The organism is Acinetobacter sp. 809848, from assembly GCF_000581275.1.
Lineage (GTDB): Bacteria > Pseudomonadota > Gammaproteobacteria > Pseudomonadales > Moraxellaceae > Acinetobacter > Acinetobacter pittii.
On sequence record NZ_JEXG01000021.1, the window covers coordinates 46,381 to 70,804 of the forward strand.

Annotated in this window: 28 protein-coding genes and 4 pseudogenes; 21 read left to right on the forward strand and 11 right to left on the reverse strand. The window is 34.2% G+C overall.

The genetic code is table 11. The features are described 5' to 3' along the window. Positions 1-45 precede the first annotated feature (45 nt). On the reverse strand, positions 46-1,380 hold the full coding sequence (locus J536_RS16250; RefSeq protein ID WP_032063354.1) for an MFS transporter: 1,335 nt from the start codon (positions 1,378-1,380) through the stop codon (positions 46-48). Between the two features lie 312 nt (positions 1,381-1,692). On the opposite strand from J536_RS16250, the gene J536_RS25865 reads away from it, so the two are divergent. Beyond that, positions 1,693-1,869, forward strand: a complete 177-nt coding sequence (locus tag J536_RS25865; RefSeq protein ID WP_017481060.1) for a hypothetical protein — start codon at positions 1,693-1,695, stop codon at positions 1,867-1,869. Positions 1,870-2,062: 193 nt separating this feature from the next. Further along, entirely contained in the window at positions 2,063-3,124 is a 1,062-nt protein-coding gene (locus J536_RS16255) for an MBL fold metallo-hydrolase (RefSeq protein ID WP_017481061.1), read from the forward strand. Positions 3,125-3,202: 78 nt separating this feature from the next. On the opposite strand, the gene J536_RS16260 is transcribed toward J536_RS16255, so the two are convergent. Continuing rightward, positions 3,203-4,120, reverse strand: a complete 918-nt coding sequence (locus J536_RS16260) for a LysR substrate-binding domain-containing protein (RefSeq protein WP_000654049.1) — start codon at positions 4,118-4,120, stop codon at positions 3,203-3,205. 158 nt (positions 4,121-4,278) lie between these two features. Between J536_RS16260 and J536_RS16265 the strand changes: the two genes are divergently transcribed. The 3 genes from J536_RS16265 to J536_RS16270 all read left to right on the forward strand — a co-directional run bounded on the left by J536_RS16265 (position 4,279) and on the right by J536_RS16270 (position 5,964). Beyond that, positions 4,279-4,851, forward strand: coding sequence for an FMN-dependent NADH-azoreductase (locus J536_RS16265; protein WP_017403365.1), 573 nt, complete (start codon positions 4,279-4,281; stop codon positions 4,849-4,851). Between the two features lie 12 nt (positions 4,852-4,863). Then, a complete protein-coding gene (locus tag J536_RS26190) occupies positions 4,864-5,103 on the forward strand; it encodes a DoxX family protein (RefSeq protein WP_228130716.1) in 240 nt (79 codons plus the stop codon). Between the two features lie 249 nt (positions 5,104-5,352). Continuing rightward, positions 5,353-5,964 carry a glutathione S-transferase family protein gene (locus J536_RS16270; RefSeq protein ID WP_032063357.1) on the forward strand — a complete coding sequence of 204 codons (612 nt, stop codon included), beginning with the start codon at positions 5,353-5,355 and terminating at the stop codon, positions 5,962-5,964. A gap of 119 nt (positions 5,965-6,083) precedes the next feature. On the opposite strand, the gene J536_RS16275 is transcribed toward J536_RS16270, so the two are convergent. Next, the gene (locus J536_RS16275) at positions 6,084-7,001 is read right to left on the reverse strand and encodes a LysR family transcriptional regulator (protein ID WP_032006253.1); all 918 of its coding nucleotides are present in this window, start codon (positions 6,999-7,001) and stop codon (positions 6,084-6,086) included. 533 nt (positions 7,002-7,534) lie between these two features. Between J536_RS16275 and J536_RS0104545 the strand changes: the two genes are divergently transcribed. From J536_RS0104545 to J536_RS16280, 3 genes and pseudogenes are all read left to right on the forward strand, one after another. Beyond that, a complete protein-coding gene (locus J536_RS0104545; RefSeq protein ID WP_032063358.1) occupies positions 7,535-9,934 on the forward strand; it encodes a membrane-bound PQQ-dependent dehydrogenase, glucose/quinate/shikimate family in 2,400 nt (799 codons plus the stop codon). A gap of 109 nt (positions 9,935-10,043) precedes the next feature. Further along, a pseudogene (locus J536_RS26200) lies at positions 10,044-10,220 on the forward strand (TetR family transcriptional regulator); the annotation flags it as partial. A 228-nt stretch (positions 10,221-10,448) separates the two neighbouring features. After that, on the forward strand, positions 10,449-11,195 hold the full coding sequence (locus J536_RS16280; RefSeq protein ID WP_032063360.1) for a hypothetical protein: 747 nt from the start codon (positions 10,449-10,451) through the stop codon (positions 11,193-11,195). Positions 11,196-11,251: 56 nt separating this feature from the next. Here the strand turns inward: J536_RS16280 and J536_RS16285 are convergent, their stop codons facing one another. Continuing rightward, entirely contained in the window at positions 11,252-11,722 is a 471-nt protein-coding gene (locus tag J536_RS16285; RefSeq protein WP_032063361.1) for a hypothetical protein, read from the reverse strand. 249 nt (positions 11,723-11,971) lie between these two features. Between J536_RS16285 and J536_RS25280 the strand changes: the two genes are divergently transcribed. Together J536_RS25280 and J536_RS0104550 are read left to right on the forward strand one after the other, a co-directional pair. Continuing rightward, positions 11,972-12,112, forward strand: coding sequence for a hypothetical protein (locus J536_RS25280; protein ID WP_000770264.1), 141 nt, complete (start codon positions 11,972-11,974; stop codon positions 12,110-12,112). A gap of 129 nt (positions 12,113-12,241) precedes the next feature. Beyond that, the gene (locus tag J536_RS0104550) at positions 12,242-12,685 is read left to right on the forward strand and encodes a hypothetical protein (RefSeq protein WP_032063363.1); all 444 of its coding nucleotides are present in this window, start codon (positions 12,242-12,244) and stop codon (positions 12,683-12,685) included. A gap of 92 nt (positions 12,686-12,777) precedes the next feature. On the opposite strand, the pseudogene J536_RS25285 reads toward J536_RS0104550, so the two are convergent. Next, positions 12,778-13,173: pseudogene (locus J536_RS25285) on the reverse strand (putative four-helix membrane protein). Between the two features lie 79 nt (positions 13,174-13,252). Here J536_RS25285 and J536_RS25710 point away from each other — a divergent pair. Together J536_RS25710 and J536_RS16295 are read left to right on the forward strand one after the other, a co-directional pair. Beyond that, complete coding sequence (locus J536_RS25710) at positions 13,253-13,366, forward strand: hypothetical protein (protein WP_155758153.1); 114 nt, start codon at positions 13,253-13,255, stop codon at positions 13,364-13,366. A 210-nt stretch (positions 13,367-13,576) separates the two neighbouring features. Continuing rightward, entirely contained in the window at positions 13,577-13,813 is a 237-nt protein-coding gene (locus tag J536_RS16295) for a hypothetical protein (protein WP_032063364.1), read from the forward strand. A 254-nt stretch (positions 13,814-14,067) separates the two neighbouring features. Here J536_RS16295 and J536_RS25870 read toward each other — a convergent pair whose 3' ends face one another. Beyond that, positions 14,068-14,244: a hypothetical protein gene (locus J536_RS25870; RefSeq protein WP_171071502.1), complete on the reverse strand. Its 177-nt coding sequence runs from the start codon at positions 14,242-14,244 to the stop codon at positions 14,068-14,070. A gap of 351 nt (positions 14,245-14,595) precedes the next feature. On the opposite strand from J536_RS25870, the gene J536_RS0104555 reads away from it, so the two are divergent. Further along, positions 14,596-14,811 (forward strand): hypothetical protein, encoded by a 216-nt coding sequence (locus tag J536_RS0104555; RefSeq protein ID WP_032063368.1) that lies wholly within the window; start codon positions 14,596-14,598, stop codon positions 14,809-14,811. Between the two features lie 126 nt (positions 14,812-14,937). On the opposite strand, the gene J536_RS16300 is transcribed toward J536_RS0104555, so the two are convergent. Then, a complete protein-coding gene (locus J536_RS16300; RefSeq protein WP_032063370.1) occupies positions 14,938-15,402 on the reverse strand; it encodes a DoxX family protein in 465 nt (154 codons plus the stop codon). A 328-nt stretch (positions 15,403-15,730) separates the two neighbouring features. On the opposite strand from J536_RS16300, the gene J536_RS16305 reads away from it, so the two are divergent. After that, positions 15,731-16,090: a hypothetical protein gene (locus J536_RS16305; RefSeq protein ID WP_171071503.1), complete on the forward strand. Its 360-nt coding sequence runs from the start codon at positions 15,731-15,733 to the stop codon at positions 16,088-16,090. A gap of 29 nt (positions 16,091-16,119) precedes the next feature. Here the strand turns inward: J536_RS16305 and J536_RS16310 are convergent, their stop codons facing one another. Then, entirely contained in the window at positions 16,120-17,052 is a 933-nt protein-coding gene (locus J536_RS16310) for a LysR family transcriptional regulator (protein WP_032063376.1), read from the reverse strand. 99 nt (positions 17,053-17,151) lie between these two features. Here J536_RS16310 and J536_RS16315 point away from each other — a divergent pair, with 99 nt between their 5' ends. The 3 genes from J536_RS16315 to J536_RS16325 all read left to right on the forward strand — a co-directional run bounded on the left by J536_RS16315 (position 17,152) and on the right by J536_RS16325 (position 18,956). Beyond that, positions 17,152-17,586 carry a DMT family transporter gene (locus J536_RS16315; protein WP_032063377.1) on the forward strand — a complete coding sequence of 145 codons (435 nt, stop codon included), beginning with the start codon at positions 17,152-17,154 and terminating at the stop codon, positions 17,584-17,586. A gap of 9 nt (positions 17,587-17,595) precedes the next feature. Then, entirely contained in the window at positions 17,596-18,054 is a 459-nt protein-coding gene (locus tag J536_RS16320) for a DMT family transporter (RefSeq protein ID WP_032063378.1), read from the forward strand. A 203-nt stretch (positions 18,055-18,257) separates the two neighbouring features. Beyond that, complete coding sequence (locus J536_RS16325; RefSeq protein ID WP_002113797.1) at positions 18,258-18,956, forward strand: IclR family transcriptional regulator; 699 nt, start codon at positions 18,258-18,260, stop codon at positions 18,954-18,956. 59 nt (positions 18,957-19,015) lie between these two features. Here the strand turns inward: J536_RS16325 and J536_RS16330 are convergent, their stop codons facing one another. After that, complete coding sequence (locus tag J536_RS16330; RefSeq protein ID WP_032063379.1) at positions 19,016-20,335, reverse strand: MFS transporter; 1,320 nt, start codon at positions 20,333-20,335, stop codon at positions 19,016-19,018. Positions 20,336-20,410: 75 nt separating this feature from the next. Further along, positions 20,411-21,388 (reverse strand): hydroxyacid dehydrogenase, encoded by a 978-nt coding sequence (locus J536_RS16335; protein WP_032063381.1) that lies wholly within the window; start codon positions 21,386-21,388, stop codon positions 20,411-20,413. 211 nt (positions 21,389-21,599) lie between these two features. Here J536_RS16335 and J536_RS16340 point away from each other — a divergent pair, with 211 nt between their 5' ends. The 3 genes from J536_RS16340 to J536_RS16350 all read left to right on the forward strand — a co-directional run bounded on the left by J536_RS16340 (position 21,600) and on the right by J536_RS16350 (position 23,952). Then, positions 21,600-22,277, forward strand: coding sequence for an RraA family protein (locus tag J536_RS16340; RefSeq protein ID WP_017399161.1), 678 nt, complete (start codon positions 21,600-21,602; stop codon positions 22,275-22,277). 156 nt (positions 22,278-22,433) lie between these two features. Continuing rightward, positions 22,434-23,702, forward strand: a complete 1,269-nt coding sequence (locus J536_RS16345) for a DcaP family trimeric outer membrane transporter (RefSeq protein WP_032063382.1) — start codon at positions 22,434-22,436, stop codon at positions 23,700-23,702. Positions 23,703-23,763: 61 nt separating this feature from the next. Then, positions 23,764-23,952: a type II toxin-antitoxin system Phd/YefM family antitoxin gene (locus tag J536_RS16350; protein ID WP_032063383.1), complete on the forward strand. Its 189-nt coding sequence runs from the start codon at positions 23,764-23,766 to the stop codon at positions 23,950-23,952. On the opposite strand, the pseudogene J536_RS26205 reads toward J536_RS16350, so the two are convergent. After that, positions 23,949-24,014, reverse strand: a pseudogene (locus J536_RS26205) (hypothetical protein); the annotation flags it as partial. The gene J536_RS16350 and the pseudogene J536_RS26205 sit on opposite strands and share 4 nt — an antisense overlap. A 137-nt stretch (positions 24,015-24,151) precedes the next feature. On the opposite strand from J536_RS26205, the pseudogene J536_RS16355 reads away from it, so the two are divergent. After that, positions 24,152-24,424, forward strand: a pseudogene (locus J536_RS16355) (ShlB/FhaC/HecB family hemolysin secretion/activation protein); the annotation flags it as partial.

A 24,424-nucleotide genomic window follows, 5' to 3' on the forward strand; every position in this document is an offset into this window, starting at 1 on the left:
GCCTCGATAACAATTTATTTAATAAAAGGATAGTAATTAATTAGTTCAGACAACTTTAAATTTTTGTTTAGCTATATTTAGCTCCCGATACCACTTAAGTGCTAAACAAATAAAAGCAATAAAACTAGGTACGGCTAAACTTAAGAAAATTGAACTCATATCTAGCTTTAAAGTAAAAATGAAAGAACCTAAAAATGATCCTAAAATTGCCCCAATACGGCTTATTCCATGCATCCATGAAACGCCAGAGCCCCTACAGTTCGCTGGATAAAAAAGAGTAGCTAACGGAAATAATGCTGTTTGGGCACCTGCTAATAGGCCTCCAATCATAAAGATCAGTATTGAAAAGAGGCTAATGTTTGTATGCGTAAAGCTAAGAAGAATGAATAATAAGAATGCCGAGAAATATGAAGAAGTAATCACTTTGGTTGGATTTAATCTATCCATAAATCTACACATGATCATAGCTCCAATCACACCCCCGAATGGGAATAAAGTAGACATAAGACTTAATTGTTGTAGATCAAAACCAACAGTTTTTAAAATTGTAGGCATCCAGCTTGTAAAAAGATAAAACACTAATAAACTCATAAAAGAGCAAAGCCATAACATTAATGAACCAAATAAGTATTTGCTAAAGATATCTTTAAGTGGATTATTTTGTTCAACAACTTCCTTTTCCGCTAAAGATAAGACAAACTCTTTCTCAATTTTTTTTCCATGTATTTTTTCTAAAATTAAAAGTGCTTTATTCTGTTGGTTATTGATAATAAGGAATTGTGTGGATTCAGGCAGGGAGAAAATGAGTACAAGGGTAAGTAATGCAGGTATCAAGCCAATAATAATTAATAATTCAGACCAACTAAAAATTTTTAATAGATAAGCTGAAAGGAACCCTCCAGAAGATACTCCCATTAGAAATCCACAACCAGCTAAACCCGTGAGAAATGCTCGATGCTTTTTAGGCATATATTCTGAAACGATTGTACTAACATTAGGCATTGTTGCACCTAACCCAAGTCCAGTAATAAATCTATAGATAATGAGTTCTGCTATATTGGTCGAGTAAGCAGAGATTATTGTAAATATAGATAAGATTAGCATGCTGATAATCATTATTTTCTTTCGGCCAAACTTATCTGCAAAAATACCTGATATTAAGGCGCCAATACTCATACCGATTAAAGCAGCACCAAATACAGGAGCTAATTCGGCCTTTGAAATTTGCCATTCATCTAACAAAGGTGGTGCTATAAAACCTATGATTCCAGTATCAAGTCCATCACAGAAAAATACTAAGAAACCTAAAACAAAGACTACCCACTGGAGGGGGGCTAGTTTTTCTCTATCTACAATATCGTTCACATCTATTTTAATCATATACATTCCTGAAATTTATTTAAATATTCATAAAAATGTAGAATAGGTTTTATGAATTTAGGTTAAAGATGAAGATGCTTTTAAGCTTTATTATTGTTTTTTATAGGATATAAGATATCCAATTTATCCAGATTTATATCCGATAATTCCAAATTTTAATTAAGTTATATTTTTCAATTAATTTTTTCATTTTAAAAATTAATATTTTTTTTAAAGTTGTTGTATGAAGTAAATTTTCTTTTTTAACAAAATCAAACATATATTAAAATAAAATTATTTAGAATTATTTCATCATAATTTGGGAATTTGCTTATGAAATTGTTAGGAATATTATCTATCCCTTTTATTATCTCTGCCTGTGTTACTAATCAGAATGTGCAAAAGGAAGAGACCCCAGAATGTATGAATTATCATGCAATGATGACAGCACCTATGCCAGCAGAGGCAATGGAAAACTTAAAAAAAGCCTGTTACGAATCTAGAAAATAGCGTTGAGCATTTATATTTAAAAAAAATTTATTAATACGAGAATATTAAGTTAAAAAATAACTGCTGACTGTTCTTATTTTTGCAACTTAAGTTCTTATTTTAGTAGCTTGTTTTAATCTTTCGAAATCAGAAATATAAGAATGTGTTTATCAAGTATAGAACATTTAATTTAATTGTATATCTGAGGTTTCGAATGAAAAAGATCTTTTTAAATACCACACTACTAGGCTTAATGTATTTGAACATAAGTCATGGAGCCAATGCTCAAAGTACGATAGATATTCCAGAAGCTCCCTCTACTGTAAATGCGGTTTATGTTTCCCAATCGAGTAAAAAAGCTTTAAATCCATCGGAAAAAATTGACCGGCTATATAACCGAAATCTTCAGCAAGAGTATGTACTGCAACGTATGACAGAACATACTTATTTTTTTCAATCTCAATTTTATGGAACGATGTTTTATGTAGGTGAAAAAGGAGTACTGTTATTTGACCCAGTTGAAAATGCTGGAGAAAAGATTTTAAAAGCGATCTCAGAAGTAACAAAACTACCTGTTACAACAATTGTCTATTCGCATGCGCACGCTGACCATATCAGCTCAGCTCCAGTAATTGTTGAAGCTTCTAAAAAGGCAGGTGTCAAAGTACGTATTATTTCATCTGATGCTACAGCAGAGCTTTTAAACCGAATTAAAAGTAAATTACCAAAACCTACGGAAACAATTCCTTTTAAAAATGGTAGTTTTAATTTTGAAGGGGTGAATGTTCAGGTACATGGTTTCAAATATGCAGCACATACTGCCGATACAGGTGTTTGGTTAATTCCAAGTGAGAAAGTTGCACATATTCCCGATCTAATAAATGCCGATCAATTACCTTATTGGGGTTTCGCTGGTGCTGAAGTTCCTCTTTATTTTGAAGAAAATTTAAAAGAATTAAAAAGTTTAAATTGGGTATTTCTGAGTGGTGGCCATGGAAATGTTGGATCTAAAGCTGATGTAGATTTCTATTTAGAGTTCCTAAAAGATATGAAACAAGCAGTGGGCCAATCATATGGCGTAGTGCAGTGGGGAGTAGGAGCTCCTGATCCTCAGAAAACAAATTCACATATGGCCCAGCTACCAGCATATCTTGATGCAATAGGTAATCAGGCAACTGAATATTTGCGACCAAAATATGGACAATATTATGGGTTTGAAACTTCAGTTCCAAAGAATGGTGAAATCACAGCTTTATTAATGTATGCCTATCAATAGTAAAAAATGTCTATACTTAAAATCGGGTATAGACATTTTATATATTTAATTAAATTCAATTGCTTATATTAATTTTAATTAAATATCCTGCATTTCTTTAAGTAGAGGAGGAATTTTTTCGATTAAGAAATCAAGAAAAACCTTTGATGCTGGTAAAGCACCGCTCCGAGATGGAAAGATTAAATGAAAATTTCCAGTTGGAAGTTCCCATTCAGGTAAAACGACGATAAGTTTCTTTTCTAATATCAGGCTTTTGCATTTTAATAAAGGCAGCAAAGCGATACCTTTTCCATCGGTAGCTAAACAATTAAGCAAAGTTAAACTTGCAGCTTTGATAAATGGTTTTATAGGCAAACTTACATTTTCATTAATAGTTTGATTGCTAAAGAACCAAGTTTGATTTTCATTTTCGATATTACTTAACAATTTATGCTTACTTAAATCGCTAGGATGCGTAGGTGTACCATATTGGTTGAGATATTGTGGACTGGCGACTAATACTGATTGTGTATAACCAAGATGTCTCATCACTAAATTGTGATCGCTATCTAAGTTCTGTCGAATACGGATCCCGATATCGACAGATTCTTTAAGGATATCAACTCTCTTGTTAGTGACAATAAATTTAATTTCTACTTTTGGGTATCTATCCATAAATTCAGGAAGAATGAGAGGCATAATTCTTTCTGCAACATCTATAGGAATGCTTACAGTAATTGATCCAATCGGCTCGCCGCGTAACTGATCTATTAAGTCATAAACAGTTTGCGCTTCTAAAAGCATTGATTGTACATATTGATAAATCTGCTCGCCGATTGCAGTAAGCTTAATTTGTCTTGAGTCTCGTTGTAATAATTTAACGTTTAAATTTTTCTCTAAATTTGAGAGTCTTCGGCTTAATTTTGATTTAGATATACCTGTTTTTTGTTCTACTTTACTTAGACCACCATGTTCGACAATTAAAGCAAAAATATATAAATCATTTAAATCTTTCATCGGTGTTCTAACCTTAATGAACCAATAATTTATCTTACTTCGAACTTTATCTTTGTTGGTTGCATTTTTTGCAACATATGTTCCCGATTATAGGGCTTAAGTGGCAAATATAAAACGAATAAACTCATTTCACGACTTAAAACCCTTATAGGTATGAAATGAAACTTTTACATTTAGACTCAAGTGCTCTCGGTGAATTCTCGGCTACTCGGGAGATTGGGCAAGCAGTAGTTCAAGAGTTAAAAAAACATGGTCCTTTAGAGGTAACCTATCGCGATTTGCATGTAGAACCACTGCCACATTTTTCAAAACACTTTGATAGTTTGAGTGAAGAAGCACAAGTTGATGAACGTATTCTTCAACAATTTGAAGAAACAGATATTTTTGTACTAGGGGCACCGATGTACAACTTGAGTATTCCCACTACATTGAAAGCATGGATAGACCGAATTTTAATTGCAGGTCGGACTTTCAGATATACAGAGAATGGGCCACAAGGCTTAGTTTCTGGTAAGAAAGTTATTATTGTGAGTGCTCGCGGTAGTGCTTATGGTGATCAATTTCCTATGGATCATCAAGAATCTTATTTAAAAGATATTTTTAATTTCTTAGGTATACAAGACGTATTTGTAGTACGTGCTGAAGGAATGGCTTTTCCAACTCGTTCTCAATCAATTAGCAAAGCAATTAATAGTATTCCACAAATGTTTGCTATTCCTGCTCCAAACTGAGAGAGAATAATCATGACTAGAATTAATAACGCAATCGAAAAAATTATCCAACATCCAAAAGTATTTGGATTTGCATCACTTCTAATGCGGGTAATGATATCTGTAATTTTTGTCTTATCCGGATTAGGAAAGATATTTCAATATTCGAGTAATGCTGGATATATGGAGTCTATGGGAGTGTCGTCTGCATTATTGCCATTAGCAATTCTGGTTGAGTTTGGAGGTGGTTTCCTTGTATTGATTGGTCTTTAAACGCGACTTGCAGCATTTCTATTGTTTGGTTTCTCGTTAGTGGCAGCAGTGCTATTTCACAGTGGTTCTGATATGAACAGCCAAATTATGTTTATGAAAAACATTTCAATGGCTGGAGGTCTACTGGCTCTTGTTATCTTTGGTGCAGGCGGCCTGAGTGTAGATAAGAAACTTAAATAATTTCAAAAGGTAAAGGTACATATTTGTATTTTTACCTTTATTTTTCTATTTTAATAATGGTTGTTATCAATGAGATTATTTTTTTATCCTCATGCCTGTTCAATGGCGATTCATATTGCTTTAAAAGAAACAGGGCAAGTATTTGATACAGAGTTTGTAGACTTATCAACAAAAGTCACTGGGTCCGGATTGGATTATTTAAAGATTAATCCTAAAGGGGCAGTTCCAGCACTTGGACTTGAAAATGGTAAAGTCATAACTGAAGTTACAACAATACTGACTTATTTAGCTGACTTGGTTCCAGAGAAAAATCTAATACCCAAATCTAGTTCTTTTGAACGTTATGAAATGATGAGTCTATTGTCATTTATTAGTATGGATATACATAAAAATTTCTCTGCTTTTTTCTACAAAGAAAAGATTGATTCTTGGATTGAAGTATCCAAACACAAGTTATCAAGAAGTTTTGATTTTATTGAAAATAAACTTCAGTCAAATCAGTATTTAAACGGCAATGAAATCTCAATCGCAGATTTCTATTTCTTTGTAATGCTTCATTGGTGTGACTATTTTTCTATAGACTTAGAGAAATGGCCTAAGATTCTCAATTTGAAATATAACTTGGAAAAAAGAAGTTCTATACAAGAAGTTCTAAAGTTTGAATCAAGTTTTTCTCAATAAATTTTATGTAAAAAGAGGAACATCCGTATGTTCCTCTTTTATATTTTATAGTCATAAAATAGATTATAGAAATAACGTATTTTGTAGAATGAAATTTAAATAAATAATTTAAAGATAAATTATGTTATAGCTTGCATTTTATTGATTAAATTTGGCATTTTTTCAATTAAAAAATCGAGAAAAACTTTAGATGCTGGAAGGGCTCCACTTCTAGGTGGAAATATTATATGAAAATTTCCTTTAGGAAGTTTCCATTCAGGTAAAATAACTATAAGTTTCTTTTCAATTATTAAATCTCGGCATCTGATAAGAGGGAGTAAAGCAATACCTTGGTTATCTTGTGCTAATGACATGAGTAATGTTAGGCTTGAAGCTTTAATAAATGGTTTTATACTTGTATTTAACTTTTGTTCTAAATTTTCAAAAAACCAAATCTGATTTTCATTATCCAGGTTGTTGCTTAATAATTTGTGATTATTTAATTCATTTGGATGTTTAGGTATTCCATACCGTTGAATATATTCAGGGCTAGCGACTAAAACGGATTCAAGATAGCCTAAATGTCTCATTACTAAATTGTTATCAACTTCTTTGCTAGAGCCGACCCTAATACAAATATCTATTGATTCTTTTAATATATCAATTTTTTTATTAGTCACTATAAAGTTTATTGCAACTTTAGGGTATTTCTCCATAAATTCTGGAACAATCAAAGGTAATTGTCTTTCTGCAACTCCAATTGGAACACTCACATTAATAGTACCTATTGGCTCCTCTTGACATTGATCAATTAAATCATAAACATTTTGAGCCTCTTTAAGCATAGATTGAACATATTGATAAATTTGTTCGCCAATAGCAGTCATTTTGACTTGTCGAGAGTCCCTTTGTAGTAGTTTAATATTTAGATTTTTTTCTAATGTAGATAATCTACGGCTTAATTTGGATTTGCTTATACCAGTTTTTTCTTCAACTTTGCTTAATCCACCATGCTCTACAATTAGGGAAAAAATATATAAATCGTTCAGGTCTTTCATAGGGGCTGCATCAAAAATTAAGATTTTTATTTTTCTATAATATGCTTATTTTTTGTAATTTTACTGAAAATAAGTAATAGCTTGAAAAATAAATGTATATTTTAGTAGAGTATTTTTTAAGAAATTTTTGTGTATCTATTTGTTTTTTATATATGATTTTTACCATGTATTTTGAGAGGATGAAAGATATTTTTTAAATACATTTTTATAGAAATATTAATATAAACTATTGTTATTTTTTATTTATTTTTTTATGTTGCAAAAAATGCAACATATAATTTCATTTTTAGCGATAGTTTAGCTTTTTAAAAAAATTATAATTAATAGTGTCTTTGTAAAAGTATTTGTCTATAGAAAAATCTATATTCTACTGTTTTTAAGCATTATTCACACTCTCTATTCCTTTAAAATTCACCTAACCTTTCGCAAAATTTTTAAATCTAGATACTGTGACTGTGAATAGAAATTATATACGGTGATTTTAAAGATATGGCTTGGAATTATGTTTAAAAATAATTTAAAAAGAGGTAATAATGGGCTCTAAATCTATAGGGAGTGCAAGCTTTTTTATAAAAGCTTATGCAGTGATACAGTTATTGTTTGCTCTGACTTTGTTTGGTGGTGGAGCATATTTAATAATATTAAATGGATCTTGGTATTACTGCATTACTGGATTATTACTCGTAATATCAAGTATATATCTGTATCTAAACAAGATTATAGGCGCTAAAATCTTTGGCATAGTTTTTGTGTACACACTCATTTGGACAATTTGGGAGTCTGGTACAAGATTTTGGGGCTGGATACCTCGTATAGCGACCATAGCTGTATTCGCATTTTTTTTATCTTTACTCCTGCCATATATTGCGCATGGTATACGAAAAAGAGTTGCTTATAGTTTTACCGGCTTAATTGTTACATGTTTTGTTATAGCAGGTGCATTAGCATGGTATCCCTATTTCACTTCTCTCGATACAAGCCAAATTCCTCAAAATACTTCAAATGTATACCATGCGGATAGTACTCAACCAGATAGTGATTGGCGGTATTATGGAAGAGATGTGCAGGCAACCCGTTTTTCACCCACTAATCAAATTAACCCTGAAAATATTAATCAATTAAAACAAGTCTGGGTAACGCGTACAGGAGATATGCCTCCTGTAGATAAAAAAAATAAGTGGGCTGCCCAAACAACACCAATTAAAGTCAATGATGCTCTTTACTTGTGTACTGCTACCAATAACATGCTGAAATTAGATGCGCGTACTGGTAAGAAAATTTGGGAATATAAACACAATTTAGCTTACGAGAAATTACCGTCGACTGCAGTGTGTCGCGGTGTCACGTTCTATACTTCAAAAGTAATTCCTGAGAATGAAATATGTCATGAAAAGGTGATTGAAGGCACGCTAGATATGCAACTTATAGCGGTAGATGCAAAAACAGGAAAGGCATGTCCCCAATTTGGTACAAACGGACATGTGAACTTGCTAGAAGGAATTGGTCATACAGTTCCAGGATTCATGGCTGTTACATCGCCACCCCCTGTAGTAAATGGAGTAATTGTAGTCAACCATAAAGTTCAAGATAACCAACGCCGTACAGCACCATCCGGGGTAATACGTGCATACGATGTTGATACTGGCTCTCTTAAATGGGCTTGGGATGTAAGACAACCAAATCGACATGGATTACCTCCAAAAGGTGAAACCTATAGCCGTGGTACGCCTAACTCTTGGACAGTTATGACTGTTGATGAAAAATTAAATACAGTTTATGTTCCAACAGGAAGTTCAGCACCCGACTACTATAGCGCTTTACGTACAGAAGAAGAAAATCAAGTTTCTACCGCAGTTGTCGCATTAGATGCTCAAACAGGTTTAAAAAAATGGAGTTTTCAAACTGTTCATAAGGACGCATGGGATTATGATTTAGGATCACAAGCAACTCTACTTGATTATAAAGATCAATCAGGAAAGATTGTTCCAGCGCTCATTATGCCAACAAAAAGAGGACAAACATTTGTATTAAACCGAATTACAGGCAAACCCATTTCAAAAGTTGTCGAGCGCCAAGCTCCTGAATCTGTTATTCCAGATGATGTGCGTTCGCCTACACAACCATGGTCTGTAGATATTCCTCGATTAGGGTTTTCAGATTTAACAGAATCAAAAATGTGGGGCATATCACCAATTGATCAAATGCTTTGTCGTATTAAATATAGACAAGCATATTATGTTGGTGAATTTACTCCTCCTACGGTTAATAAACCATGGATTCAATATCCTGGATTTAATGGTGGTAGTGATTGGGGAAGCATAGCCTATAACCCTAAAAATGGTATTTTGATCGCTAACTGGAGTAATACCCCAATGTACAACCAGTTGGTTGCAAGAGCTAAAGCAGATCAAGAAGGTATTTTACCGATGGATGATCCGAAATTTAGTGCTAAGAAAAATGGCTCAATTGCAGCAATGGCTGAATCTCCTTATGCAGTAAATGTTCAACCATTCTATGCTCCAATTACCAATGTGCTTTGTAATGAACCACCATATGGAATGGTTACTGCTATTAATATGAACACCAAGAAAGTGATTTGGCAAAAACCTTTGGGAACTGCAGAGCACAATGGTCCATTTGGATTGCCAACATATTTACCTATTAATATTGGTACACCTAATAATGGTGGGCCTATTATTACAGATGGTGGAGTTGTATTCGTTGCTGCTGCAACTGATAACCGTTTGCATGCCTTTGACAGTAAAACTGGTAAGTCGATCTGGAGTGCCAAATTACCTGCGGGTGGACAAGCAACACCTATGACTTATTCTATTGATGGAGAGCAGTATGTTGTCATTGTTGCAGGTGGCCATTACTTTATGCAAACACCGCCCGGTGACTATGTAGTTGCTTTTAAACTAATGAAAAAATAAATTTTAAATTTTTTACCAAGTTCTATTTTTTAGAAAAAGAGGCCATAAAAGGTCTCTTTTTTCTTAGTTTTACTGCTTGAGGTGTGGTGGCATAATTGGGCGGCATCGCATACTTAAAGCCATTTTTGAAACTAAACAGATTTACTCGCAGGCCTACCACATGGCAATTGAGTATAGAAAATAGCTGCTTAAAGAACTTTTTGATTTGGTTTTTAGTTTGGAAAACTGCTCGTTGAAACCAAGTGCCGATATGGTTTTAAACCTAATTGATGGCTTGATATTTTAGATTTTAAGCTCAAAAAGTTTGGAGAAAAGGGATGTGGTGGTGGTGAGGTTTTTTTGTAGGAAATGAAAATACTTCTGCATTGATCATTAGTAGTTTTTATAATTTTCCCCAATTTGAGTAAGTAGATTAAATATAATTATTTGAATAATATATGTGCTATTGGGGAAAGAGTAAAACATATACTTAAAAGAATATTTGATATAAGTTGAAATGAATTAGGAAAAGAAAGTGATAGATGCAACAATAAAAGCCGCTCAAATTCAGGCAAATTACGCTTTGATCTCTGCATTTATAGGTGCAGTGGGTATTATCTTAGGGATCTTAATCTCATGGTACACAGCTTTACATTTGCAAAAGGTTGCACGATTAGCTGAGACAAGGCGAGATGTTTATTTAGAGTTGATTGAACATTACTCATTTATGGTGAATGGCTTTTCAAAATTTCTTCTAGACTCTCATAGTTGGGCTTTTTTCTTTGAAAATATAACTAAATTTTGTATTACGGTAGATAAAGCAGCATTTATTAGTACTACTGAAACAAAAAAAGAACTTTATGAGTTTCTTGAAAGCTTTAATGAAAATTTGAATAGAAGAATTCAATCCGTTAATGAGTTTATGGAAGCAGTTGAAGAATTAGAACAACTAAAAATAAAAAGAAAAAATCTAACAGAAATCTTCAATAAAAAAATGGAACTTTTAGATAATCTGCAAATTCAAAATCCTAGAGATGAACGGATACCTAAAATTCTAAATTTTATTGATGAAAATCTGAAAGAAAGTGAAAAATTAGAGAAATTAATCTCAGATCAAGAAATAGATACTTTTACTAAGAAAAATGAATGTCATACCCAACTTAGAGAAATGTTGGATGAAGTTAATGATTTAACTTTACCAATAACACATAGTTTGAGAAAAGAACTAGGAGCTAAAACAGATATTAAATTAGACTATAAAATTCATCAAAACAATAAATAATAAATGTAATGCTCAAATCCATCTTTTAAGATCTATTCGTAAATATAAAAAGCCGCTCAAAGCGGCTTTATAGTTATATTGCATGGATAGTCAAAAATTTCTGGATTTTCCTTACCCAAAGCTTTCTGCCATTTTGGTTGTTTTTCTTTGAGCCATTTATTTAAATCAGGTTCTTGCTCAATACTATGCTTTACAGCTTTTATATAAGTTGGGTTATTAACAAACTTACTCATTAAACATAAAGTATTTAAAGCAACTGGTCTTACAGAATTTTCAAGTTTGGACTCTGCACTTGCCTCGTCATCATATCTTTTTAATAAACCAAGCTTAAATAAGGCATCCTCATATAATTGGTTGGTTAAAGCTGTAGGAGCTTGTTTTGGGGCTAAAGCATAAGTACCAGCATCGAGATTGAAGACAGCAGGTAAAAAAGTAGCTTGAATGTCTAGTTCTTCTTGTGGGGTTGGCTTAGCACTACAAGCAGTAGTAAAAATAGGTAAAAGGCAAATTAATAAATATTTCTTCATTCTAGAAGATTCCTTTATTTATCTTTTATTGAAAATAGGCCCTGTACAGGACCGATACTAAGTATAAGTTATATGAGAAGAAGTGTAAGTAAATTGCACTATTGTCCTTAAAAAAAAGCTCCTAAAGATGGGATTTTTTATATTACACATTGCTTAAAAAACATACAGAAACCTCCCTAAAACGAGTTGGAACGCTACAAACGCGAATGATACTTTAAGTTTCACTCTTCCCAATAAGTGAGGTGAGCAATGAAATTGTTAGCTTTGATTAGTATGGGAGTTGCAGCGAGTTATTGGTATAAAACTATAAAAGATAGCAAGCCAACTCTTCTGAAACCTAATTTTGATGAAATAGTAAAAAACTTTGTATTAGCAGAATTTAAAGCCTAATGCATTTAATAATCTTAATTAAATAAAAAGCTCATCGGAAGATGGGCTTTTTTTATTGTAATAGTGTTTATTGAGTTTGGAGCAAGTTGGTATTTATAATTGCTCCAAATTTTTAAATACAAATGACAAATGACAACTACAGTAAGACTTAATCACACATCATCTTCTGGAACTAAAGGAGATGGACGTGATCAGAAAGAAAAATTTATAGATTATTGTGAATATAAGTATTTTCTACCTGATAGTCAGAAATGGGGTGTTTCAGTGAAAACTGAATTAACTCAAGCAGAAATAATAGAAAAGCAAAAATGCAATGATGCTATCAATAATCCTTTCACATCAGAATACTATCTTTTGCTTTGTCTCATAATTATTACGATTATATTTTTCACTTTTTGGAATATGAAAGGTTATCTTTCTATAAAAAGAAGAGAGCAAGAGACAGGAATTAAAGCGAATATATCATTTGAAATGAAAATCATATGTTTAGTTTCATTCTTTCTTACTCTCATTGTCGCGGGAGTATTGTACGCTCTCTATTTTCTATATCTTAATTATAAGTATCAGTACTGAAGTATCTAAGTTAGTCGAACATGTTTCGCTATAGAAATTCCACTAAATATTGATTATTAGTGGGATTTTTAATTTATATATTAGATAGCTTCTTAGGTTCTTCTTAAAAAAAACAATAATCCAAAACAAAATATAAATACAATATACCAAGTGTCTCTTACAAGTTGATAGTCGCCTATACTTTGTAGTATTTCAAATATAGGTCCACATGCAAATATTGATACAATTACATATCCTGCAAGTGTAATGCCCCAGTCATCAAGACCAAGTTTACGTTCTGGTTTTTCACCAGTTGATTTTCATTTAATCCATTTTAAGAATGACTTATAATAAAAATATAAAGCTCCAATCCCCACAATCATTAATATAAGTGTGTCGAGGGGGCCACTATAAGAGGAGCTTCCAATTCTTGGACTCATATGTATTGCAGCTAATCCATGTAGTGATGTAGACAATAATATTAATAATGCACTTAATTTTTTGATCATAATAAATATAACTGAACTAAACCTAAATTTTAGAAAATTAATTGGAAAGTTTAATTTATATAAAAGGTAACCTGTTTGAATTGGCTTTGCTAGAGGTTTTTGCTCAAGAACCTTAATTTGGCTTCATCTTAGCCTTGGCCGTTATTTTTTTATGAATATTAGTGTCATAGTTAAGAAATTTAAAGATATTTAAATTTATCATAGTGTTATTGTAAGAAAGTTTAATATTAATTAACTGTAATATGCCCTCTAATGGAGGGATTTTTGTTTTGATGGATCTTAAAATTACTTTACTGACGAAGTCATCTAATTAGATGATCGATTTTTTAGTCATGAAAAAAATAATACAGCTCGAAGAACGGCGTGTTATGGTATGTAAACACCTCCAAAATATGGATTAGATATGTTAGATAATACAACGAAATGGCTTTGTGTAGGTGGTGTACTAAGTGGAGAATGGAGAGAGCAGCAATTAGAAGCTTTTGATGTTGATCCTAATGATTTAAATACTCATAGTTATGAACCAATGAAACTTATTAACCCTGTTACTAAAGCAGAACAGCACTTTTATGTATATACGGAGTTACAGGAACAGGCATATGATAGGGCAATAAATTTTGCCTTATACAAAAATCAATAAGGATGAGAGAGCACTTAGGTGCTCTTTTTAATGAGTGGGTAAGTACTGGTTAAGTAGAAATACAATTAAAAAAGCCCCTCATATCTGAGAGACTAGTCATATCAATTTTCTGGAATGAATGGCTGCAATTTCTTAAAATAACTAAACAAATCAAATTGATAAAAGTAGTTAATAGTATAATAAATCAGTGCACTAATTTATTCTTAGTAGTAGCAGGACCTCAAAATAACTTCCAAGGCACTGTTAATAAGAAATTATTTGTTATTTGGATCAGGTTGATCATTATTCTCTGGCAGATCTTTTACGGTGCCAGGAACTTCTGATGGTTGAGTTTCGGTAGGTGGTTGTGTTGCAGAATGCTTATTCATTTGGGCTTTAATGACATTAGCGTTGTTAGTTGTATTTTGAGAAAAACTTTTAAAACCTGACATTTTTATCTTCTTATCTTCACTAGGGAAAGTTCATACTACGCTTTAAATCACTTTACATTACGGTTGTTTTAAGATTGATATGTGTTGATATGTCATAGAAATGGACTTTATTTCGACTGTATATTTCGTAAATAAAATCAATTATATGTAACCTATTGAGTCTTATCCTTTAAAACTTGAAAATATCCTATCTCAATTTCAAGTAGGGGTACATAAAGCACACATATATAAATTTTCTCAAGGTACAGATGATTAAATTTTAAAAATTAATTTAAATTAGTTGCCTACAAAATATTGATAGTATAAAAATTTTGTTAAGCATAATATGTCTAATTAAATTGGAGCATATAAATGCTAAAAGACATTACAATTATTGATTACCAAGGAAAAGAAACAAGGGCACAGGCAAACTATACAGAGGAAAATACTAATAGAATCAATCATTCATCTAGAGTTCAGAGTACTAAAGTTGAATATATTTTGTTAAGAGGTGAATTTATTTACCCTACTTTAAATATGGTTTTCAACAGTTCTGATGGCAACAGCTATTATATAGAATATAAATGACCTACTTCGGTGGGTTTTTTATGAGTGATCTATATATAAAAAGACCAGTTAATTGGTCTCTAGTTAGTCGAACATGTTTAGCTATAGGAAGTCCTGCTAAAGATTTATTATTAGCAGAACTTTTATTTACATATACTTTTTAAATAACAAATGATCAAGAGTTAAAGGATCAGGCTTTTTGGAAAGAATAAAAGTTAGAATAAATATATAAAGCAGATCATGAATATAAAAAAACCAACTTGTCCAAGTTATTAAATCTAGTCCTGATGGAATTGTATAGATGCCTACTGTGATGAATGCAATAAAACAAATAAAGATTAAGATCAAACAAGAAAGTTGAGTAAAAAGCCCGATGATAAGCATTAGTCCTAGTACAAACTCACAAAGAGACACAAAGACAGCCATGAATTCAGGAAATGGTATTCCTGCATGAATTATGGTATCCAACATAATTTGCTGATTCTTTTCTACAAATAGCTTGTTATAACCAGTTGTTAAAAAGAATAGCCCAACTGATATTCTTATTAAGGCTACGGAAAAATTACTAAATTGTGGTGAGTAGAGGGGATTTTGGAAAAATATTTTCAACATAGAGTGGGAAAAAGTGGAGAAATATTCAAGAAATATGGATGAAGTGTTCACGCTTAAGCAAGTTTTGTGATGTATGATATTTGTCTTTCAATTCTTTACGCTAAAAAGCAATTAACTGATTTTATTTTAAAAATTAATAGATTATCACAATACAGTAAGCCCTATGCTATGTGGGCTGTGGGCTGTGGGCTGTGGGCTGTGGGCTGTGGGCTGTGGGCTGTGGGCTGTGGGCTGTGGGCTGTGGGCTGTGGGCTGTGGGCGGGGGGCGGGGGGTACCTTTCTAATTTATGATATATTAGTTTTAAATAGATAATTAGTATTTAGAAATATGAAAAAGTATATTCTTTGGGGGCTTGTGATAAGCCTACTTTCAGCTTGCTCAAATAATATATTAAATGCAGAAGCTCTTAAACAAGCTCAAGAACAGCAACAAAAGATAGAATCTAAGCCTCTAGTACCTAGCAAAAGTAAAGAATGGGATGCGTCTTTTGATTGTGATCCAGTTAAAGCTAAGAATCTCATAGGTAAAAATGATTTAACAGAAAAGCAGATCCTATCGATGACTAATGCAAGAGTCTATCGAAGTGCTTACATTGGGGAACCAGTTACAGAAGAATTTCGCCCCGACAGAGTCACTATAGTTATCGATCCAAAAACAAAAAAAATAGTTGCTAGTATGTGCGGCTAAGTCTTTATAGATTTGTTATAAATAAAAAATTAACTCTGCCAATACGGTGTGTCTCCATAGATTTCAGCAAAATAATCTATTACCACTCGAATATTTAAGGGCTGATGGCGGACATTTGGATAAATGGCTGCGATATGCTGGGGTTGTGATTTAATCGCGACTTCATATTCAGGTAAAAGCTTAATTAAATGACCTTGTTTTAAAGCTTCGCCAATCAACCAGTCAGGAAATAGAACAATACCCATACCATGAAGCGCAGCTGTCATTAAGCTCTCGGCATTGTTTGAAGAAAGTAAGGGGGTAATTGGATAATGTATCCATTCTTCATTGGGCTTCCGCACTAACCAACGGTTAGGCCCTTCAAAACCTTTATAGACTAGACATTTGTGTTGATTAAGTTCTGCTGGGTGATCAAGCGTACCGTATTTAGCAACATACTGAGGAGAGGCGGCCAAATGATACTTTTGTGTAGCAAAAATACGTGCATGAAATGATGAATCAGTTAGCGTTCCAATCCGAAATATTAAATCTGTGCTTTCGCGTAATGGATCTATAAATTCGTCGGTTTGAATTAGCTCTATTAAAAGCCTTGGATAACGTTCTGATAATCCTGCCAACCACGGCGCAATATGCCGTTGACCAAAAAATACAGGAGCATTAATGCGGACGAGTCCGGATGGCTCTATAGTTTTATCTTGTAATGCCTTTTGTGCTTCATCAAATTGTTCGGTAATTCTTTTTGCATATTCAAAAAATAATTTGCCCGATTCGGTCGGTGTGATTGCTCGCGTATTACGGTAGAAAAGTTGCTGTCCCAACACATCTTCAAGCTGTTGGATGGTTCGAGAAATCATAGATGCAGATACGTCTTCTTTACGCGCTACATTCGAGAAGTTTTGAGCATTGTAAACGCTAATAAAGAACCGAAGCGTGCGGATATCAATCGAATTTGTTAAATCCATTTGTGCAATTTCTGCAAAAGTGATTCATAAATTATGCTGTTTTTCTGATGAATTGGCTACTTTAGTATTCGTTGCCTAGATACAGAAGAGGCAATGTAGATGCAAATTCTATTACTACTCCTAACCATTTTAGGGGGAATGGGGCTGTCGGTCGAAGCAGGGCTTTTAGGGCCGTTAGGAAAGGAGGTGGGTGAGTTATGGGCCACCTTTAGTATTTTTGGCGTGGGTGCAGCACTTACCTTTTTACTCATGTTGTTTTTTAGTCCACGTAATAGTCCTTCATTTTTTACACTTCCATCTTGGCAATTACTGGGTGGGGTTTTGGGTCCTGCTTACGTCATTATTTTGACCATTACTACTCCAGTTATCGGTATTGCCATGACCATGATAGGCATTTTAGCGGGTCAGGTGTCTAAAAGTCTGATCATCGACCACTATGGTTTGTTGGGGACTCCACATCGGAAAGTAGACCGTAAACGAATTTTGGCACTCATCTTTATTGTTGCTGCACTTGTACTTGTCGCAAAAGCATAGGAGACCCGCATGACAATTTTAATGATCCTTCTCGCCGTCATTGGTGGTGCTTTATTGAGTGTACAGGCTGCAATTAATGGTCAACTTGGAACAAAAGTTGGTGTATTTCGTAGTGCTTTTTTGACTTTCTCAGTCGGTGCTCTAATTACTGCACTCCTTATTTTTTACTTTGAACCAAAACAAACATTAACCTTGTTAGATGTTCCCAAATGGCAGTTGTTGGGTGCTATGTGTGGAGTGCCTTATATTGTCATTATGGTGCTGGCCGTACAAAGAATTGGAGCGGCGGTTGCTACGGTGGCTGTAATTTTTGGACAACTTTTGATGAGTATCTTGATTGATAACTTTGGCTGGTTTGGTAATGAAATGCTCCCTTTTTCAACATATCGTTTAGGAGCGCTAATCTGCCTAGGGATTGCTTTATATTTTATCTATTCAAGTAGTAAAGACAAAAAGATAGAAGCGTAATACAAGCTTAAAATTGAAATTAATATAGGTCTCATTGTTAGTCGTAAAGCATACTAATAATGAGGCTATGCTTCATATTTTAAGTACTTTGATAAATGAAAGAAGTTGCTGTCGAGAGATAGAATTAAAATATAAGAAATATGGTAAAGTTAAAAACCTAATTCAATACATTAAAATTGATATCAAGCTATTGTAGGAAAAACATGGTTAAAATTAAACCTCACCCAGCAACAAGCGGAAATGCATCGGCTGATCGCCTTTTAACTTTGTTAACTGCTTTTAGAATAGGTGATAAATCTTTAACCCTAGCAGAACTCGCAGAACGAACAGAATTAAATAAAGCAACCATCATGCGCTTAATCGTTTCGCTAGAAGATTTTGGTTTTGTTAACCGTCTTTCGGATGGCAGATATACGCTTGCCAGCGAAGTTATGCGTTTAAATACAATTTATCAAGATGCTTTAGATCTAGAAAGACATGTGGTGCCGTGTTTACAGCAACTTGTTGATGAAACTGGTGAAACTGCTTCATTTTACGTTAAACATGGGGCATATCGTCTTTGCCAATATAGAGTGAACTCTACCCATCGACTGCGTGTTCATATTCAGCCGGGCGAAGTTCGACCAATGGATGGAGCAGCAGGCGCTCAAGCATTGCGATCAACACACGAACAAGTTTTAGCAAGAACTGAACCTTTTTATTCAACGGGTGTAACGGAACCACATGCTGCTTCAATGGCATTGCCAGTATTTGACGCTCAAAATGATGTAGTTGGAGCATTAGTCGTTTCGGGACCATCAAGTCGTTTTACTGCGGAAATTGCAAAATCTGTGGGGGATTTTTTCTTCAAAATTGCAGATGATTTAACGAAAAGTTTAGGTGGTAAGAGTATTCGTAATTAATTCTAATATTGTAGATATAAAAAGGGGCTAAATCGTTAGCCCCTTTTTATGTATGTTGTTTATGAAGTACTTTGTGGTTGGCTAAACAAAACAGCTTTCTTTCTAGACATAACGAAAACCATAATAGCCGACACGAGATTTAAGGCTGCAAGTGGAAGTAAGGCAATAGCGTGGCTTCCTGTTGCATCATGAATTGCGCCATAGATATTCACCATCATGCCGCCACCAATTAAATTAGCACATGCACCAATGGCTGCTAGACCTGCCGCCGTTGTAGTCGGTGACATCCATGAGGATGCTAAAGCCCAGAAAGGACCTTTCATAGAATAAGCACCAATTAGTACGACACTGAGTAAAAAGATTGTGCCAATAAGTGAAGACGTGAACAAAGCAATTAATAAACCAAATGAGATCATCAATAGTGTGATTGCTGTATGCCAACGGCGTTCATTTTTACGGTCAGAACTACGACCCCAAAAAATCATTGCAATAGAAGCTAAGCCATAAGGAATCGCATTTACTAAACCTATTTCTAAATTACTCAAACCAAATGATTTAATTAATTGTGGTGCCCAAACACTCATTGTACTTCCAGCAGCAGAAGCACCAGAATAAATAATGATCATAGACCAAATATATTTATTCCTTAAAAGTTGCCATAGTGAAATATGGCCAATTGGGGTTTTTTGTTGACGTTCAAACTGTAATCTTTCAACTAACCAAGCTTTTTGTTCGCTATTGAGCCATTTTGCTTGTTCTGGTCGATCTGTGAGTGCAAATAGGCAGGCAATACCTAATAAAATGGCAGGGATACCTTCTAAAATAAATAGCCAATGCCACCCACGCATGCCCATCCAGCCATCTAGCGATAATAAAAGTCCCGATAGTGGTGAACCGATAAAGTTTGCTCCCGGAATCGCCACCATAAATATTGCGACCATTCTGGCTCTATAGTTTGCAGGCAACCAATAGGTTAAATATAAAATTACACCAGGGAAAAAGCCTGCTTCGGCAGCGCCGAGTAAGAATCGCATAATATATAATGATGTGGAGCTTTCAACGAATGCTGTTGCGGCTGTAATCACTCCCCACGTCACCATAATTCGAGCAATCCATACTTTTGCTCCAAATTTTTGCATGGCGAGGTTGCTGGGTACTTCAAATAGAAAATATGCAAAGAAAAATAAGCTACTGGCAAAACCAAAAGCAGTAGCTGTTAATCCAAGGTCTTCATTCATTTGTAATGAAGCCATACCAATATTGCCACGATCAATAATAGCGATGACATAACAAAGTGTTAAAAAAGGCAGTAATCGCCACGCCACTTTGCGCATCGTTTCGCGTTCAATCGCACTTACTTGAGAATATTCTGTAGACATAAAAAAATCCTTTTTTATATTCAGTATTTTAATTGTTCTCGCATCTAAAAGCTTAGAAACAATTGAGTTCCATGATTAGCTATTGAGTAACTTCCAGTTAGCGATAGCTCGTGGGTTTAGTAATTGGCCATCCCAAATACTCACAATCTGTTCAAGTGCTAAAAGACCGACGCGATTACGTGAATCTGTTGTGTTTGCTCCTATGTGAGGAGTCACAACCAAGTTAGGTAATTCCCATAGTGGATTATCTTTTTCTGGCGGTTCTGAAGAAAAGGTATCTAAGCCTGCACCAGCAATTTTATTATTTTTTAATGCATCAACTAATGCAGCTTGATCAATTAATTCACCACGTGCGGTATTGATTAAGATGCTTGAGCGTTTCATCTTTTCAAATTGGGCATGGGAAAATAAGTGTCTATTCTCTGCTGTAAGTGGGCAATGTAGGCTAATAATGTCACTGGTTTCTAAAAGTTTTTCAAAGTCGTGTTCCTGTTCTACATACTCGAGCTCTGGCAAATTTTGTAAAAACGGATCATATACTTTTACTTTCATGTTTAAGGGAGCCACTAACTTCATGAGTATGCTACCGATTGCCCCTAAACCAATTAAGCCCAGTGTTTTACCATAAAGCTCCACACCATTTGCACTTGCTTTGTCCCAATGACCTTCTCGAATACGTTGGTCTAACCATGTGACTTGTCGCGCAACATTAAACATGAGTGCAAAAGCGTGTTCGGCAACAGATTGTGCATTTGCGCCTACTGCAATAGTGACAGGAATTTTTCGTTCAGCAGCAGCTTGAGTGTCGATTGTGTCAAACCCAACACCATGTTTTGCAATCACTTTTAAATTATCAGAAGCAAAAATCATATCTCTAGAAAGTTTGCCTGTTCGAACAATGATTGCATCAGGTTGTTCATCATGGATGAGTTTTTCCATTTCATCTTTTGCCATGTAGGGTTCAGTTGGAATCAACTGAATATCATGGGACTGAGCATACAGTAACGCATCTGAAGTTAATGTTGGCCCCGTGATAAGAACTTTACGTTTCATTTTGACTTACACTCCATTTAAGTATTTCGAGCAAAATACGTCCTTAATAACCCATATTATTAAAACGTCATTTCAAAAAAATAGTCAATAGTAAAAAATAAATTTAAAAATTGAGTAAAATTTAGTTTAAATTTAATTAAAAATGAAATGACATTTCAAAAAAATGCTGTCATATTAATTTGCACAAGAAAACTGATCTAAGGGAAAAGTTATGGCAATTGGTTTTAGAGTGCTAAAAAACGACAGAAAAGTTGAGCAAAAATGGATTGAGCAATATCGAGATCTACCAGTCGCTAATGTCAGTGACTCAATGAATCGAATGACTTCAGGTGGGGCTCAATTAAGACCAATGCATAAAAAGGGATATCTTTGTGGGCCTGCCATTACAGTTAAGGCTCGTCCGGGTGACAACTTGATGTTGCACTATGCTATTGATATCGCCCAACCAGGAGACGTCATTGTGGTTGATGCTGGTGGCGATCTAACCAATGCATTAATTGGAGAGATGATGGTTGCGTATGCTATTAAGAAAGGTATAGCTGGCATCGTTATTAATGGCGCTATTCGTGATTCGGTTGTCATTGGAGAGGGAGATTTTCCACTTTTTGCGGCAGGAATTTCACATCGAGGACCTTATAAAGACGGACCTGGGGAAATTAATGTCCCTATCGCGATTAATGGAATGGTGGTTGAACCTGGAGACTTGATTTTAGGTGATGAAGATGGGCTTTTAAGCGTGCCTTATGCGGAAGTTGAAGAAGTTTATCTGAAAGCAAGCGCCAAACATGCCGCTGAACAAAAGCAATTAGAGCAAATCGCCGTAGGTGAAAATGACCGTAGCTGGGTGATTAACAGCTTAAAACAAAAAGGATGTGAATTACCGGAATAAGGTTATTCAAAACCATTCAAACACAAAGGGAACTAGCGAAGTCAATGATTGAGCTTCGTTAGCCTATCTAAAGTTAATTCAATAATCATTATTTTACTGATTGAAAAATAGGAAATTTCAATTCGGTCTATGTGATTTCGTCTAAAGGAAAAGGACATGAAATATAAAGGGATAATTTCTTTATCATTATTAATGAGTATGACTTTGCAGCAAGCCAAAGCTGAAAGCGAAGATAACTCAGCGCTAAATGAAAAAATAATTAAACTACAACAGCAAATAGATTATCTCATGGAGAGGCAGAATTTATATCAAAATAGCGGATTGAATAAAGCACCTGAATTGAGTCAAAACAAAACATCAAACACTGACAAGCCTGTTTCGGCTGAACAGACTAAAATTAAATTTTATGGAAATATACGTGTTGATACTGTATATGATTTTGAAGGTTCAACGCGTTCAATTGCGAATAAGACAGGATCAATACCATTAGACAATTCAAACTCAACAAGTAAATCATTAAATGTTTCTGCCGCGACTTCACGTGTAGGGGTGGATATTGTTAAGCCCACCTCGAAAGGAGATTTGGTTGGAAAGCTAGAAGCCGACTTCATGGGAAGTGGTGGAGATAACGGTAATGGTTCGGTTCGGGTTAGACACGCTTATATTTCACTAGGAAATTGGTTAATTGGTCAGACGACTTCACCTTTTGTGAATAGTGATACAGCTCCAAGTTTGGTTGATTTTACAGGTGCGATGGGCACAGGAACTCAGCGTAATATCCAAATCCGTTATCAGCACATCGTTGATGCCAAACAAAAATTATTATTCGCTTTGGAAGGCGGTGATGTTGAAAATAAAAATGTAGAAGGTGGAAGCCGTTTTCCTGCATTAACCATGCGATATGAATTTAAAAATCCAGATTTTTTGATTCAATTGCACGGCATGCTTCATGAAAATCGAGCAGTTTCTGACACGAATGAAGAGCAAACTAAACTTGCTTGGGGGGCTGGATTAGGCACAAAGTATAAGCTTTCTGAAAATGACTCAGTTGTGTTTAATTACTATCACATCGCTGGCGATAACCGTTACATGCTTTATTCAAAAGATAATGATGCCTTCTACTTTGATCAAAATCGGATGTATTTAAGTGAATTTGATTCTATTGAGTTAGGGTATCTGCGTAAATGGAATGAAAATTTACGCTCGTCTTTATCCGCTGGTAGCCTTATCTATAAAGATTCAAATTTTTCAGAAAATAACCCTGATCAAAATAAAAGGTTAATCAATGCAAGCGTCAATTTATTTTGGACGCCTGTTGAGAAAGTCGATCTTGGCGTTGAATACACCTATGGAAAGAGAGAAACATTTTCAGATTTAGAAGGGAAATTATCTCGAATCAACTTATTAGGTCGATACAATTTTTAATGTAATCACAGCCACTTTAATATCAGAAGTGGCTTTCTTTTATTTGAGAAGGGCTAATTCTGTGGAACAAATTAACTATGCCAATGCAAGATCACAATTTTCAAAGGTCATGGAAAGAGTGCTGTTAGGTTACGCCGTAAAAATTACACGAAAAGAGAAAGATGCTGTGGTTCTAATCAGTGAAAAAGCATACCTTGAATATAAAAATACAATGTTTGAGCTCAATAAATTAAAAAACAAAGATTTTTAACCCGCAACAATCCGCTTCTCAAGCATTTCCATAAAAGTTTTTAAAATAATATTATGATTTTTTGATTAAAATTAATAAGATGAAGGCCGCTAGTTACTTAATCTTCATAAACTTTATTTTATCAAAAGATAAAGAAAAATTGAATAATATGTTTTTTTGTGTAAAATAAAGTTCTTATACGTACAATTCTGTCTATAAAATGTTAACTAAGAATTTTATAACTTCTTCCCTTATTCTTTTTGCGGGTTTTCACCAATATGTCTATGCGATTGAAGATGTTTCTTTGCCCAGCCAGGTGCTTCAAGATCAACGTTTAAAAGAGCTTAACCAGCAATTACAAGACCAGCTTGCTCAGCAAACTCCTTATGAAAATACAAAACCATTACAGGATTTTAAGCATTTAGTTGTTGAAGAAAGCCCATGCGTAGTGGTTAAAAAAATTAGTCTTATCCCTTTAAATGATCAGTCGGAA

Excerpts from the sequence above, each read along its gene's own strand:
- J536_RS16260 (WP_000654049.1), bottom strand. The coding sequence starts at position 4,120 with ATGAAAGATTTAAATGATTTATATATTTTTGCTTTAATTGTCGAACAT.
- J536_RS16345 (WP_032063382.1), top strand. The coding sequence starts at position 22,434 with ATGAAATATAAAGGGATAATTTCTTTATCATTATTAATGAGTATGACT.
- J536_RS16305 (WP_171071503.1), top strand. The coding sequence starts at position 15,731 with ATGAAAAAGTATATTCTTTGGGGGCTTGTGATAAGCCTACTTTCAGCT.
- J536_RS16320 (WP_032063378.1), top strand. The coding sequence starts at position 17,596 with ATGACAATTTTAATGATCCTTCTCGCCGTCATTGGTGGTGCTTTATTG.
- J536_RS16265 (WP_017403365.1), top strand. The coding sequence starts at position 4,279 with ATGAAACTTTTACATTTAGACTCAAGTGCTCTCGGTGAATTCTCGGCT.
- J536_RS16325 (WP_002113797.1), top strand. The coding sequence starts at position 18,258 with ATGGTTAAAATTAAACCTCACCCAGCAACAAGCGGAAATGCATCGGCT.
- J536_RS16285 (WP_032063361.1), bottom strand. The coding sequence starts at position 11,722 with ATGAAGAAATATTTATTAATTTGCCTTTTACCTATTTTTACTACTGCT.
- J536_RS16340 (WP_017399161.1), top strand. The coding sequence starts at position 21,600 with ATGGCAATTGGTTTTAGAGTGCTAAAAAACGACAGAAAAGTTGAGCAA.
- J536_RS16335 (WP_032063381.1), bottom strand. The coding sequence starts at position 21,388 with ATGAAACGTAAAGTTCTTATCACGGGGCCAACATTAACTTCAGATGCG.
- J536_RS16330 (WP_032063379.1), bottom strand. The coding sequence starts at position 20,335 with ATGTCTACAGAATATTCTCAAGTAAGTGCGATTGAACGCGAAACGATG.
- J536_RS16295 (WP_032063364.1), top strand. The coding sequence starts at position 13,577 with ATGTTAGATAATACAACGAAATGGCTTTGTGTAGGTGGTGTACTAAGT.
- J536_RS0104545 (WP_032063358.1), top strand. The coding sequence starts at position 7,535 with ATGGGCTCTAAATCTATAGGGAGTGCAAGCTTTTTTATAAAAGCTTAT.
- J536_RS25870 (WP_171071502.1), bottom strand. The coding sequence starts at position 14,244 with ATGTCAGGTTTTAAAAGTTTTTCTCAAAATACAACTAACAACGCTAAT.
- J536_RS0104555 (WP_032063368.1), top strand. The coding sequence starts at position 14,596 with ATGCTAAAAGACATTACAATTATTGATTACCAAGGAAAAGAAACAAGG.
- J536_RS25280 (WP_000770264.1), top strand. The coding sequence starts at position 11,972 with ATGAAATTGTTAGCTTTGATTAGTATGGGAGTTGCAGCGAGTTATTGG.
- J536_RS16315 (WP_032063377.1), top strand. The coding sequence starts at position 17,152 with ATGCAAATTCTATTACTACTCCTAACCATTTTAGGGGGAATGGGGCTG.
- J536_RS26190 (WP_228130716.1), top strand. The coding sequence starts at position 4,864 with ATGACTAGAATTAATAACGCAATCGAAAAAATTATCCAACATCCAAAA.
- J536_RS25865 (WP_017481060.1), top strand. The coding sequence starts at position 1,693 with ATGAAATTGTTAGGAATATTATCTATCCCTTTTATTATCTCTGCCTGT.
- J536_RS16270 (WP_032063357.1), top strand. The coding sequence starts at position 5,353 with ATGAGATTATTTTTTTATCCTCATGCCTGTTCAATGGCGATTCATATT.
- J536_RS16250 (WP_032063354.1), bottom strand. The coding sequence starts at position 1,380 with ATGATTAAAATAGATGTGAACGATATTGTAGATAGAGAAAAACTAGCC.
- J536_RS16310 (WP_032063376.1), bottom strand. The coding sequence starts at position 17,052 with ATGGATTTAACAAATTCGATTGATATCCGCACGCTTCGGTTCTTTATT.
- J536_RS16300 (WP_032063370.1), bottom strand. The coding sequence starts at position 15,402 with ATGTTGAAAATATTTTTCCAAAATCCCCTCTACTCACCACAATTTAGT.
- J536_RS16275 (WP_032006253.1), bottom strand. The coding sequence starts at position 7,001 with ATGAAAGACCTGAACGATTTATATATTTTTTCCCTAATTGTAGAGCAT.
- J536_RS0104550 (WP_032063363.1), top strand. The coding sequence starts at position 12,242 with ATGACAACTACAGTAAGACTTAATCACACATCATCTTCTGGAACTAAA.
- J536_RS16255 (WP_017481061.1), top strand. The coding sequence starts at position 2,063 with ATGAAAAAGATCTTTTTAAATACCACACTACTAGGCTTAATGTATTTG.